This window comes from Streptomyces sp. GESEQ-4 (assembly GCF_017948455.1).
In the GTDB taxonomy this organism is placed as follows: Bacteria; Actinomycetota; Actinomycetes; order Streptomycetales; family Streptomycetaceae; genus Streptomyces.
The window spans coordinates 219062-232126 of record NZ_JAFFSU010000008.1 but is presented as its reverse complement, the minus strand read 5'-3'; the positions used below and the strand labels follow the sequence as shown (position 1 = coordinate 232126).

General features: G+C 70.9%; 10 protein-coding genes. 3 read left to right on the top strand and 7 right to left on the bottom strand.

The genetic code is table 11. The features are described 5' to 3' along the window. Nucleotides 1-12 precede the first annotated feature (12 nt). Complete coding sequence (locus tag KCH48_RS18245; RefSeq protein WP_210575351.1) at nt 13-1266, bottom strand: M14 family metallocarboxypeptidase; 1254 nt, start codon at nt 1264-1266, stop codon at nt 13-15. Next, nucleotides 1263-3245, bottom strand: a complete 1983-nt coding sequence (locus KCH48_RS18240; protein WP_210575350.1) for a Xaa-Pro dipeptidyl-peptidase — start codon at nt 3243-3245, stop codon at nt 1263-1265. The genes KCH48_RS18245 and KCH48_RS18240 overlap by 4 nt, the downstream gene beginning before the upstream one ends. 189 nt (nt 3246-3434) lie before the next feature. On the opposite strand from KCH48_RS18240, the gene KCH48_RS18235 reads away from it, so the two are divergent. The 3 genes from KCH48_RS18235 (at nt 3435) to KCH48_RS18225 (ending at nt 6737) form a co-directional block, all read left to right on the top strand. Beyond that, nucleotides 3435-4964, top strand: coding sequence for a M1 family metallopeptidase (locus tag KCH48_RS18235; RefSeq protein ID WP_210575349.1), 1530 nt, complete (start codon nt 3435-3437; stop codon nt 4962-4964). Nucleotides 4965-5053: 89 nt separating this feature from the next. Continuing rightward, entirely contained in the window at nt 5054-5938 is an 885-nt protein-coding gene (locus KCH48_RS18230; RefSeq protein ID WP_210575347.1) for an arginase family protein, read from the top strand. Between the two features lie 73 nt (nt 5939-6011). Beyond that, a complete protein-coding gene (locus KCH48_RS18225) occupies nt 6012-6737 on the top strand; it encodes a MerR family transcriptional regulator (protein ID WP_210575345.1) in 726 nt (241 codons plus the stop codon). 22 nt (nt 6738-6759) lie between these two features. On the opposite strand, the gene KCH48_RS18220 is transcribed toward KCH48_RS18225, so the two are convergent. The 5 genes from KCH48_RS18220 to KCH48_RS18200 all read right to left on the bottom strand — a co-directional run bounded on the left by KCH48_RS18220 (nt 6760) and on the right by KCH48_RS18200 (nt 13015). Further along, complete coding sequence (locus KCH48_RS18220; protein ID WP_210575343.1) at nt 6760-8934, bottom strand: 3-hydroxyacyl-CoA dehydrogenase NAD-binding domain-containing protein; 2175 nt, start codon at nt 8932-8934, stop codon at nt 6760-6762. A gap of 56 nt (nt 8935-8990) precedes the next feature. After that, entirely contained in the window at nt 8991-10205 is a 1215-nt protein-coding gene (locus KCH48_RS18215; RefSeq protein WP_210575341.1) for an acetyl-CoA C-acetyltransferase, read from the bottom strand. Between the two features lie 21 nt (nt 10206-10226). Then, nucleotides 10227-11369, bottom strand: a complete 1143-nt coding sequence (locus KCH48_RS18210) for an acyl-CoA dehydrogenase family protein (protein WP_210575340.1) — start codon at nt 11367-11369, stop codon at nt 10227-10229. After that, nucleotides 11366-12505 (bottom strand): CaiB/BaiF CoA-transferase family protein, encoded by a 1140-nt coding sequence (locus KCH48_RS18205; protein ID WP_210575339.1) that lies wholly within the window; start codon nt 12503-12505, stop codon nt 11366-11368. Before KCH48_RS18205 ends, KCH48_RS18210 begins: the two co-directional genes overlap by 4 nt. 105 nt (nt 12506-12610) lie before the next feature. Then, nucleotides 12611-13015, bottom strand: coding sequence for an MmcQ/YjbR family DNA-binding protein (locus KCH48_RS18200; RefSeq protein ID WP_246885462.1), 405 nt, complete (start codon nt 13013-13015; stop codon nt 12611-12613). Between the last annotated feature and the right edge of the window lie 50 nt (nt 13016-13065).

Here is a 13065-nt window from a genome sequence, read left to right as displayed (position 1 = left end):
ATCTGGACCACCTCAGCACTCGGTGTCGGGCTCACCGGCCGTGAGGTGGTACGGCGCGCGCTCGTCGAGCAGCAGCGGGACGAGGGCGCGCAGGGACTGGCGGAGCGGGACGTAGGTGCCGCGCGTCTGCACTCCGTGCAGGGCGAGTTCGTCCTTGAACTCCGTGTACTGGTCCCGGGTGAGCCGGTATCCGCAGGGCGGGTCCTGGATCACCTCGGCCGGTTCGGGCGGGTCGTTGTCGGCGCCGCCGACGTAGACGGGGCCCGAGTCGGCGTATCCGGCGAGGCGCGCGAAGCCCGTCGCGACCTCGACCTGCCGGCGACGCTCGTCGGTGTACGCGAACAAGCCCTTCAGCGCCGCGAGTTGGGAGTCGACCCGGCGCCGGTTGTTCACCGACTCGTCCGCCTTCTCGGCGTCGGTGAGGGGATCGACGCGGCTCTCGATAAGCAGGCCGATCGAGTGCTTGACGCCGGACATGTTCCGCAGGATGCGTTCCTGACCGTCGCCGGCGACCTGCCTGATCGGATCACCGGTGACGGGGTCGGTCCAGATGCCGTAGGTACCGGCCGTGTACCCGGCCTTCTGGGCGGCGGGGCGGACGTACGCCTGGGAGAGGGTCTCGCCCTCGTCGTGCACCGCGGTGGCGGCGTTGAGGTTGCGGGGCCAGAGGTCGAAGAGGTCCTTGTCGTAGTACGGCGGTGTGGCGCCGTACTCGTGCAAGTCGTAGACGAGGTCGGGGCGTTGGTCCCGGATGACCGTGGCCAGGGTGCGGGCCTCGGCCGTCTGCAGGGCGAGGTGGTCGCGGTTGATGTCGACGCCGTCGCTGTTGCCACGGGTGTCGGCGGCGCGGCCGTCGGGGTTGGCGGTGGGCACGACGAGCAGGGTGGTGCGGTCCAGGAAGCGGCGGGTCTGGTGGTCGGTCGCGTAGGTCAGGTCGCGGATGGTGGTCAGACAGGCCTCGCGGCCGGACGGTTCGTCGCCGTGCTGGGTGCAGATGAGCAGGACCTTGGTGGGCGCGTGGGGTGCGCCGAGGCGGGCGAGTTGGAGGGGGCGGCCCTGCTTCGTCGTACCGATGCGGGCGATCGAGACGCGGTCGCTCGCCTTGTCGACGGCGGCCAGGAAGTCCTGTTCCTCCGGCTCGGTGGTCCAGCGGGCGCCGTTCGACTGCTCGAAGCCGGTACGCGGCGGGGAGTCCGCCGCCTGCGCCGGGACGGCGACCAGGGATGCGGCGAGGGCCGCCGTGGTGAGGGTCAGTGCGCGGATCACCGGCTGCCTCCCGGGATGCGCTGAACGGCGCGCGGTGCCTGGACGCCGTCGAGGGTGGTGGCCTCGGGGGCGAGCGGCCCGAAGCCGGCGGTGGCGCGGGCGAAGGCCTTGGCGCCGCCGACCAGCGGGACGTGGGCCGAGGTGCGGGACAGGTCGAGCGTCAGCGTCGGCTTGGTCGACGGCGGCTCGATGAGGTTGTTGTCGGTGCCCGCGACGATCAGCGCCAGCCGGTGTCCGGCCGGGATCACCTGGTCGGTCGCGCCCAGGTCGAGGGTGATGCGGTACGCCTTGCCCGGGGTGAGCGGGCCGCCCGTCACGTCGGAGGCGTGGTTGCCGAGGTCGGCCCAGCCGCGGCTGACGATCGTGTAGTCGACGTCCGCCGTCTTCGCCTCCGTCTCCTTGAAGCAGGAGCTGTCGCCGCTGGTGCTCGCGCCCCAGCAGGTGCGGTCGGTGAGGGTGGTGATGCCCTCGCCGCGCGCCGCGTAGTCGCGGATGGTGTCGGGGCCGAGGTCCACGAGGACGGCGGAGAGGTGGGCCGTCGAGGTGGTCGGGGTCGCGGTGACGGTCACCTCGGAGGAGCCGGACAGGCGCAGGTCACGGGTGAGTTGCCGGGTGACGAAGCCCGCCTTGCCGGGCGTCGAGGCGCCGATCTGCGCGGCCCAGTCGGTCTCGCTGAGCTCGGGGTCGTCCGTGAAGGTCTCGGTGCCGCGGCCCTTGCCGATGCCCAGGGTGCCGACGCCGGGCTGGGCGCCCGAGCCGGGGCGCAGGGTGGTGGTCCGGGTGCCACTGGGCGGCCAGGTCTTAGAGGTGACCCACTGGTCGGGGTGGCGTTCGATGTCGGCCATGGGCTCGTCGTCGATGCCGTTGTCGTAGCCGAGGAGTTCGTGGTCGAACCAGCGGTGCAGGGTGTCGACCCAGTCGGCGCGGCGGAAGTCGAAGGGGTCGACATGGCCGGTCTGGGAGAGCCAGATCTTGCGCTCGACGCCGTGCTTCGCGAGGGCGTCCCACCACGGACCGACGTGCTGCATACGGACGTTGAGGTCCTGCATGCCGTGGATGAGGAAGACGCTCGCCTTCACGTTCGCGGCGTCCTTGATGTAGTCGCGCTCGGTCCACAGCGGTGTCCGGTCGCCGGTGCGCGGGGCGCCGTCGACGAGCTTCTGCTGTACGGCGCCGCACTCGGCGCGGGCGTCGGCGCTCTCGACGGCGTTGGACAGCGCGTCGGGTCCGGAGTCGTAGAGCGGGGCGCCCTTGGCGAAGTAGTAGTCGTACCAGGTGGAGATGGCGGCGATCGGGACGATCGTCTCCAGGCCCTTCACGCCGGTGGCCGCGACGCCGTTGGCGATCGTGCCGTCCCAGCTCTTGCCGATCATTCCCGTCCTGCCGTTGGTCCAGGTGGCCTTGGCGGGGGTCGTGCCGGTGCGGGTGGTGTAGGCCTTGGCACGGCCGTTCAGCCAGTCGACGACCGCTTTGGCGGACTGGATGTCGGAGCGGCCGCCGATGTCCACACAGCCGTCGGAGCGGTTGGTGCCGGTGAGGTCGACGCCGACGAAGGCGTAGCCGCGCGGCACGAAGTAGTTGTCGTAGAAGAGCGGCATCTGGACGACGTCGCCGTCCGCGTCGTACGTCTTCAGCTGGCTCTCGTTGCCGCGTCCGCAGCAGGAGTAGTAGGGGCTGGCGTCCATGATGACCGGGATCTTCCGGCCCTGCTGGGCGGGTTCGTGCGGGCGGACGATGTCGACGGCGACGCGGTCCGTCGTTCCGTCGCTGTCGCCGTCGAGTCCGGTGTCCACCCAAACGGCCTCGCGGACGGCGTTCTCGTACGAGTACACCGGCTTGCTCTCGCGCGGGGCGCCGTGGGCCGCGGCCGGGGTGAGGAGCGCGGCCGTCAGGGCGGCTACGGCGACGGCGGCGAGCGATCTCCAGGTCGTGAAGCGCACGAGCGGTCTCCAGGTCGTGAAGCGCATGCGTATCGGCATGCGCCGGACGGTACATCGGTCAACTCCCGTGCAGAAGAGGGCCATCCGGTGCGGACGAGACGGTTGCGCCATTCGGCTCATGACGGCCGAATGGCGATCGTGTGACAGGGGGCACCATGGACACGCCAGGGCGCACAGCGAATGAATAGGCTCCGAACAGACTTCGGTCCCCTACGACTTGGAGCTTTCGTGCACCGCAGATTCATCGCGCCGGGCTCGCTCGCCGCGGCCACCCTCATGCTGGCGATCCCGGCATCGGCCGCGAGCGTCTCCCCTGGAGCCCCGGGTATCGGCGACCCCTACTACCCGGCCTACGGCAACGGCGGATACGACGTCTCCCACTACGACCTGCGCCTGAAGTACCAGCCGGCCACCGACGAACTGTCGGGCACCGCGACCCTGCTCGCCCGCACCACGCAGGACCTGTCCCGGTTCAACCTGGACTTCCTGCTGGACGTGAGCGAAGTGCGGGTCAACGGAGCCAAGGCGTCCTTCACGACGTCCGGCGAGCACGAGCTGGAGATCACGCCGAGCAAGCCCCTGCCCAAGGGCACCTCGGTCACCGTCGTCGTGCGGTACAGCGGAGTGCCGTCGTCGAAGGAGGCCTACGGCTTCACCAGCTGGCACCGCACACCGGACGGCGGAGTCGCCGCGAACGAGCCCGAGGCGGCCTGGTGGTGGTTCCCGAGCAACGACCACCCGCTCGACAAGGCCACCTACGACGTGTCGGTCGCTGTGCCCGACGGGACGCAGGCCATCTCCAACGGCACGCTCCAGTCGTCGAGTTCACGCGCCGGCTGGACCCGCTACAACTGGCGCTCCGACAAACCGCAGGCGACCTACCTCGCCACGCTCGCGGCCGGGAAGTTCGACGTCACGACGGGCACGACCGAGAGCGGCATTCCGGTCATCAACGCCTACAGCAAGGACCTGGGCGCCAACGCCGGCGCGGCGCGCGCGAGCGTGGAGCGGACCGGGGAGATCGCCGACTGGCTGACCGGGTACTTCGGGCCGTACCCGTACAACGCGCTCGGCGGATACGTGCCGAACACCGACACCGGGTACGCGCTGGAGACCCAGACCCGGCCCTTCTACAGTCCGCGGCAGTTCGCGAGCGGGTCGAACACGTCCGTGGTCGTCCATGAGCTGGCCCACCAGTGGTACGGCGACCTGGTGTCCGTGGCCGGCTGGAAGGACATCTGGATCAACGAGGGCTTCGCCCGGTACGCGCAGTGGCTGTGGTCCGAGCACGAGGGCGAGGGCACGACGCAGGAGATCGCGGACTACGTGTACGCGTCGCATCCGGCGGACGACGCCTTCTGGACCGTGAAGCCGGGCGACCCGGGACCGGAGAACCAGTTCCACCTCGCGGTCTACGACCGGGGCGCGCTGGCCTTGCAGGCGCTGCGGAACGAGATCGGGGACGAGGCGTTCTTCGCCGTCCTCAAGGGCTGGCCGAAGAAGTACGCGCACGGCAACGCGTCGGTCGCCGACTTCCGCGTGTACGCCGAACAGGTGTCGGGCAAGCCGCTGGCCGCGCTCTTCGACACCTGGCTGTACCAGCCGTCCAAGCCGAGCGCGCCCGCGGCACGGTCCGCGTCCATCACCCGTCAGGCGGCACCTGCCGCACCGCCGAAGTCATGGAAGAAGATCGCCGCGACGAACGGGGTGCACGACCACGAAGACGCGGAGGGAGACGCCCCGCGACACCGGCACTGACGCGCTCCGCGCCCTCCCGCGGTTTACGGTGGGCCCACGCGCCGGACACGCGTGGGCCGGCCGGCGCCGCCTGACGAGGGAGTGTTCCAGTGCGGGACGTCGCGATCATCGAGGCACCGTCCGTGCTGGGGCTGCGGCCGACCGGCGTCGAGGAGCTGCCCGGGGCACTGCTCGACGCGGGTCTGGCCGACGGCCTCGGCGCGGTGCGGGCGGGCAGGGTCGAACCGGGCCCGTACGACCCTGAGCGGGACCCGGAGACCGAGGTCCTCAATCCGGCGGGGATCGCCGACTACTCCGTACGGCTGGCCGACGCGGTCGGCGGGGTGCTGGACGAGAGCCGGTTCCCGGTGGTGCTGGGCGGCGACTGCAGCGTGCTGCTCGGCGCTCTGCTGGCGCTGCGGCGGCGGGGGCGGCACGGGCTGCTGTTCCTCGACGGCCACACCGACTTCTATCAGCCGGCGGCGGAACCGGTCGGCGAGGTGGCCTCCATGGAGCTGGCCCTGGCCACCGGGCGCGGGCCCGCCGTCCTGGCCGATCTGGAGGGGCGGGGGCCGCTGGTGCAGGACGCCGACGCGGTCGCCCTGGGCTTCCGGGACCAGGCGGAGGCCTCCGTGTTCGGGATGCAGCCACTGCCGGACGCGCTGCACGCGATGGACCTCGACGAGGTACGGGAGCTGGGTGCGGCCGAGGCGGCACGGCGTGCGGTGGATCTGCTCACGGGCGGTGGGGCCGCCGGGTACTGGGTGCATCTCGACGTCGATGTGCTGGACGACGCGGTCATGCCCGCGGTGGACTACCGGCTCTCCGGCGGGCTGTCCTGGGAGGAGCTGGAGGCGGTGCTCGGCATCGCCCTTGCCGGGCCGGGCGCGATGGGCCTCGACGTCGCGATCTTCAACCCACGCCTCGACCCCGACGGGACCATCGCGGCACGGCTCACCGAGTGTCTGCTGCGGACGCTCGCGTCCCGGGGCTGACCGGCTCGCCCAAGGTCATTCGGTGGGCGTCCCGAGGTTTCACAGTGTTGGTGAGACAGCGATACTGCTGCACATGACGACCGAACCCACCGACGTCGCGGAGCCGACCCTCACGATCGACGAGCTGGCCGCGCGGGCGGGCGTCACGGTCCGCACGGTCCGCTTCTACAGCACCAAGGGGCTGCTGCCGCCACCGGTGATCGGTCCACGCCGGGTCGGTCACTACGGCCAGGAGCATCTCGCGCGTCTCGCGCTGATCGAGGAACTCCAGACCCAGGGCATGACCCTCGCCGCGATCGAACGCTATCTGCGCCAGCTGCCGCCGGACCTGAGCGCGCACGACCTCGCCATCCACCGTGCCGTGGTGGCGAGCTGGGCCCCGGATTCCGTGGAGACGGTGACTCGCGAGGAACTGCAACGGCGGGCCGGGCGGACACTGGGCGATCAGGACGTGGAGCGGCTGGTGGCGATGAACGTGGTCGCGCACGAGGACGGCGCGTTCCGCGTCGACTCCGGGCTGCTGCGCCTCGGCGTCGAGCTGCTCGACGTACCGCTGTCCCAGGAGACGATCATGGCGGCCCGAACAGCGCTGATCGAGCACTCGCGCGCGGCGGCACACGAGTTGTCGCGGCTGCTGCGCGAAGCCGTGGCCGAGCGCGCCGCCGAGGACGTGAAGTCGCTGTCCGCGCACATGCATCCGCTGGTCGTGCAGGCCCTGCTGACGACGTTCCAGCGCTCCCTCAGGGAGGAGCTGAGGGAGTGGCTGGACGGGATGTCAGAGACAGGCGGATCCGCCTGACACGTTCAGCGGCTGTGCTCTGTCACACCGTGTCGGTGAACTTCTCGCCCTTCTCCGCCTTCTCCACCAGCAGCGCGGGCGGCGTGAACCGCTCCCCGTACCGCTCGGCGAGTTCACGCGCGCGTGCCACGAAGCCGGGCAGGCCGCCCTCGTAGCCGTTGATGTACTGCAGGACGCCACCCGTCCAGCCCGGGAAGCCGATTCCGAAGATGGAGCCGATGTTGGCGTCGGCGACGGACGTCAGCACGCCCTCCTCCAGGAGCTTCACCGTGTCGAGCGCCTCGGAGAACAGCATGCGCTCCTGCATGTCCTTGAAGGGGATCTCCGCGCCCTCTCGGGTGAAGTGCTCCCGCAGGCCCGGCCACAGGCCCGCGCGCTTGCCGTCCACGTAGTCGTAGAAGCCCGCGCCGCCGCTGCGGCCCGTGCGCTCGAACTCGTCGATCATGCGGTCGATGACGGCCTCGGCGGGGTGGGTCTGCCAGGTGCCGCCGGACTCCTCCACCGCCCGCTTGGACTCGGTGCGGATCTTGCGCGGGAGCGTGAGCGTCAGCTCGTCCATGAGGGCCAGCACCTTGGCCGGGTAGCCCGCCTGGGCGGCGGCCTGCTCGACCGATGCGGGCTCGATGCCCTCGCCGACCATGGCCACGCCCTCGTTGATGAAGTGGCCGATGACCCGGGAGGTGAAGAAGCCGCGCGAGTCGTTGACGACGATCGGGGTCTTCTTGATCTGCCGGACCAGGTCGAAGGCGCGGGCGAGGGCCTCCTCCCCCGTCCGCTCGCCCTTGATGATCTCGACGAGGGGCATCTTGTCGACGGGCGAGAAGAAGTGCAGCCCGATGAAGTCGCCCTGCCGCTCCACCCCCTCGGCGAGGGCGGTGATCGGGAGGGTGGAGGTGTTGGAGCACAGCAGCGCGTCCGGCGCGACGAGGTGCTCGATCTCCTGGAACACCTTGTGCTTGAGGGCCGGGTCCTCGAAGACGGCCTCGATGACCGCGTCGCAGCCGGCCACGTCCTGCGGGTCCGCGGTCGGCGTGATGCGGGCCAGCAGCGCGTCCGCCTTCTCCTGGGTCGTACGGCCCCGGGAGACGGCCTTCGCGCACAGCTTCTCTGAGTAGCCCTTGCCCTTGGCGGCGGCTTCGGCCGATACGTCCTTCAGGACCACGTCGATGCCCGCGCGGGCGCACGAGTACGCGATGCCCGCGCCCATCATCCCGGCGCCGAGGACGGCGACCTTGCGCACGTGACGCGGCTCGATGCCCTTGGGGCGGTTGGCGCCGGAGTTCACGGCCTGGAGGTCGAAGAAGAACGCCTGGATCATGTTCTTCGACGTCTGTCCCGCGGCCAGCTCCGCGAAGTAGCGGCCCTCGATGACCTGCGCGGTCTCGAAGTCGACCTGGGAGCCCTCCACGGCGGCGGCGAGGATGTTGCGCGGCGCCGGGTAGGGGGCGCCGTTCGTCTGCTTGCGCAGGGTGGCCGGGAAGGCGGGCAGGTTGGCCGCGAACTTGGGGTTCGCCGGGGTGCCGCCCGGGATGCGGTAGCCGGGCTTGTCCCAGGGCTGCCGCGACTCGGGGTTGGCCTCGATGAAGGCGCGGGCCTTGGCCATCAACTCGTCCTGGGTGGCGGCCACTTCGTGGATCAGGCCGTTCTCCAGGGCGCGCTGCGGGCTGTACTGGGTGCCCTGGAGCAGCACCTTCAGCAGGGCGTCGGCGATGCCGAGGAGGCGTACGGTGCGGACGACGCCGCCGCCTCCGGGGAGCAGGCCGAGGGTGACCTCGGGGCAGCCGATCTTGGAGCCGGGGGCGTCGAGGGCGATGCGGTGGTGGCAGGCGAGCGCGATCTCGTAACCGCCGCCGAGGGCCGCGCCGTTCATCGCCGCGACGACCGGCTTGCCGAGGGTCTCGATGCGGCGCAGCTGCCGCTTGATCGCCATGCCGCCGTCGAACAGCTCCTGTGCCGTCTCGGGGGTGACGCGGATCAGGTCGCGCAGGTCGCCGCCCGCGAAGAACGTCTTCTTGGCGGAGGTGAAGATGATGCCGCGGATGGAGTCCTTCTCGGCCTCCAGGCGGTCGGTGATGACGGCGAGGGAGTCGCGGAACGCCTGGTTCATGGTGTTCGCGGACTGGTCGGGGTCGTCGAGGACGAGGGTGACGACGCCGGTGCGGTCCTGTTCCCAGCGGATGGTGGTGCTCTGTGTCATGGCAGGTCTCCGTAGCAGCCGTTGAGGTCTGTTGATTCCGCTGATTCCGCCGGGAATCAGACGCGCTCGACGATGGTCGCGATGCCCATGCCGCCGCCCACGCACAGCGTGGCGAGGCCGTACCGCTTGTCCTGGCGCTCCAGTTCATCCACGAGCGTGCCGAGGATCATGGCGCCGGTCGCGCCGAGCGGGTGTCCCAGCGCGATCGCGCCGCCGTTGACGTTGACCTTGTCGAGGGACAGGCCCATGTCCCGCACGAAGCGCAGGACGACCGCCGCGAAGGCTTCGTTGATCTCGACCAGGTCGATGTCGTCGATCGTCAGGCCTGCCTTCGCCAGGGCCTTGCGGGTGGCGGGCGCGGGACCGGTGAGCATGATGGTGGGCTCCGAGCCGGAGACGGCGGCGGAGACGATGCGGGCGCGCGGGGTGAGCCCGTGGCGCTCGCCGACCTCCTTTGAGCCGATCGCGACCAGGGAGGCGCCGTCGACGATGCCGGAGGAGTTGCCCGCGTGATGGACGTGGTCGATCTTCTCGACCCAGTGGTACTTCTGCAGCGCCACGGCGTCGAAGCCGCCCAGGTCGCCGATGTCCGCGAAGGACGGCTTGAGCCCCGCGAGGGAGTCGGCGGTGGTGCCGGGGCGCAGGTGCTCGTCGTGGTCGAGGACGACGAGGCCGCTGCGGTCCTTCACCGGCACGACGGACCGCGCGAAGCGGCCCTCCTTCCAGGCCGTGGCCGCCCGCTCCTGCGAGAGGGCGGCGTACTCGTCGACGTCCCGCCGCGAGAAGCCCTCGATGGTGGCGATCAGGTCGGCGCCGATGCCCTGCGGGACGAAGTTCACGGCCAGGTTGGTCATCGGGTCGTTGAACCAGGCGCCGCCGTCCGAGGCCATCGGCACCCGGGACATCGACTCGACACCGCCGGCGAGGACGAGGTCCTCCCAGCCGGAACGCACCTTCATGGCGGCCATGTTGACGGCCTCCAGGCCCGACGCACAGAAGCGGTTCTCCTGTACGCCCGCGACCGTGTCCGGGAGTCCGGCGGCGACCGCGGCGATCCGCGCGATGTCCGAGCCCTGGTCGCCGACGGGGCCGACGACGCCGAGCACGATGTCGTCGATGGCGGCCGGGTCCAGGCCCGGGAAGCGGCCCTGGATCTCGTGGATGAGTCCGACGACGAGGTCGATGGGCTTGGTGCCGTGCAGGGCGCCGTTCGCCTTGCCGCGGCCGCGCGGGGTGCGGATCGCGTCGTACACGTACGCTTCGGTGCTCACTGGTAAGCCTTTCGGTGAGGGTCAGCCGAGGACGGCACGACCGATGATCTCTTTCATGATCTCGGTGGTGCCGCCGTAGATCGTCTGGATACGGCCGTCGGTGAAGGCCCGGGCGACGGGGTATTCGGCCATGTAGCCGTATCCGCCGTGCAGTTGGAGGCAGCGGTCGGCGACGCGCTTCTGCAGCTCGGTCGCCCACCACTTGGCCATGGAGGCGTGCACGGCGTCGAGCTCACCGCGCGCGTGGTCCTCTATGCAGCGGTCGAGGAAGGTGCGGGTGACGGCGCACTCGGTGGCCATCTCCGCGATCTCGAAGCGGATGTGCTGGAGCCTGGCGAGCGGCCGTCCGAACGCCTCGCGCTCCTTGACGTACTCCGTGGTGAGCTCCAGGACGTGCTCGGCGGCGGCGATCCCGGAGACGGCGATGCTCAGGCGCTCCTGTGCGAGGTTCGTCATCAGGTGCGCGAAGGCGCCGTTGAGGTCGCCGAGCAGGTTCTCCTTGGGCACGCGGACGTCGTGGAAGAACAGCTCGGCCGTGTCCTGTGCCTTCTGGCCGATCTTGTCGAGGTTGCGGCCGCGTTCGAAGCCGTCCATGCCGCGCTCGACGACGAGCAGCGACAGTCCGTGCGCACCGCCCTCCGGTGTCGTCTTCGCCACGACGATCACCAGGTCGGCGAGGATGCCGCTGGAGATGAACGTCTTGGAGCCGTTGAGCAGCCAGTGGTCGCCGCGGTCCTCCGCGTGCGTCCGGATGCCCTGGAGGTCGGATCCGGCGCCGGGCTCCGTCATGGCGATGGCGGTGATCAGCGAGCCGTCGCAGAAGCCGGGCAGCCAGCGCCGCTTCTGCTCCTCGGTGGCCAGGCCCGTCAGATAGGGGCCGATGATGTCGTTGTGCAGTCCGAGCGCCAGGCCGGGTGCGCCCGCGCGCGTGAACTCCTCGGCCAGGACGGCGCTGTAGCGGAAGTCGGGCGTGCCGCCGCCTCCGTACTCCTCCGGCACGGCGAAGCCGAGGAGACCCTGCTTTCCGGCCGCGCGCCAGGCGTCGCGGGAGACGATGCCGTCCTTCTCCCACTGCTCGTAGTGGGGCAGCACCTCCTTGGCCAGGAAGCTGCGCACGGTCGCGCGGAACTCCTCGTGCTCCGGGGCGAAGATCTTCCGCTTCATTCCTGGCCCTTCATGAGGTCGGGTACGTCCCAGTCGCGGGCCACGTCAGCGGTGTCGGCGCCCGGTCGGGCGGGGCCGGTGCGGACGCCGGTCGGCGTCGCCGAGAAGCGGGGCGCGGGGGCGGGCTGGGTGATGCCGCCGTGGTCGGTGAAGGTGCCGCGGGCGGCGAGGTGGGGGTGGTGCGGGGCCTCGCCCAGCGACAGGACGGGCGCGACGCACGCGTCGGTGCCGTCGAAGACGGCCGTCCACTCGTCCCGGGTACGGGACTTGAAGCGGGCGGCGACCGCCTCGCGCAGCTCGCCCCAGCGCGCGATGTCCTTGCGGGAGCCGGCATGCCCCTCGATGCCGAGCAGGTCCAGGAACTCGGCGTAGAACTGCGGTTCCAGGGCGCCGACCGCCATGGACTTCCCGTCGGCGGTCTCGTACGTCCCGTAGTAGGGGCAGCCGCCGTCCAGCAGGTTGGCCCCGCGCCGGTCCTGCCAGCCTCCGGCAGCGAACATGCCGTGGATCATCGAGGCGAGATGGGCGGCGCCGTCCACGATCGCGGCGTCCACGACCTGCCCGGTGCCGGTCACGCGCGCGTGGTGCAGCGCCGCGAGGACGCCGACGACGAGGTAGAGCGAGCCGCCCGCGTAGTCGCCGATCAGGTTGGCGGGGACGGCCGGGGGCCCGTCCGCGTCGCCGATCATGCCGAGGGTGCCGGTGAGCGCGATGTAGGCGATGTCGTGGCCGGCGCGGTCGGCGAGGGGGCCCTCCTGGCCCCAGCCGGTCATGCGGCCGTAGACGAGCTTCGGATTGCGGGCCCGGCACGCCTCGGGGCCGACGCCGAGGCGCTCGGCGACCTGGGGGCGGTAGCCCTCGATGAGGATGTCGGCGCGCGCGGCGAGGTCGAGGACGCGGGCGGGGCCGTCCGGGGACTTCAGGTCGACGATCACCGAGCGCTTGTTGCGGTTGGTGATGTCGTACGCCGGGTCGATCGCGAGCCCCGAGCCGCCCGGCCGGTCCACGCGGACCACGTCGGCGCCCAGGTCGGCCAGGAGCATGGCGGCGAAGGGGCCCGGCCCGATCCCGGCCAGCTCGACCACGCGGACGCCGCCGAGCGGGCCCGCTGCGGGTGTGTGTGACGCCGTCGTCATCCAGCCCCCAGAGGTATGACACAACCGATGTAACACCAGCGATGCTAAGAATGCGTGCCGGTGGACACAAGACCTGGGCGAGCAAGCGCTTAGCCGAGCTGCCGGTCAGCGCGCGTCCAGCTCCGCTATGAGCTTCTTGGGCGCGATCGTCCGGTAGCTCTCCTCCACCCAGTCGCACAGCAGCTCCGCCGCCGGGGCGCCCTGCTGCTCCAGGGGGATGCTCACCCAGCCCGCCTTGCCCAGGCCGTACCCGGCGGGCTCGGCGCCGGGGCAGGTCAGGGCGTGGGCGTGGGCCTCGTCGTCCTTGAGCTTCACCGTGACGCCCATCGGATAGCTTCCGTCGGCGACGCCCATGAAGACGAAGACCTTCTTGTTGACCTTCGCGACGGTCTCGCCCCAGGGGAAGTCCTCGGCGGCGCCGGGCAGGCCGAGCGCGAACTCACGCACTTTCTCCCACTTCTTCAGGGCATTCTTGGGCACGGCCACCGTCCACACCTCCGGGCTGGTCATCGAGCTGCGCACTCCTCACGCTAGCCTCGGCCACTGACAACGGCGCGAGC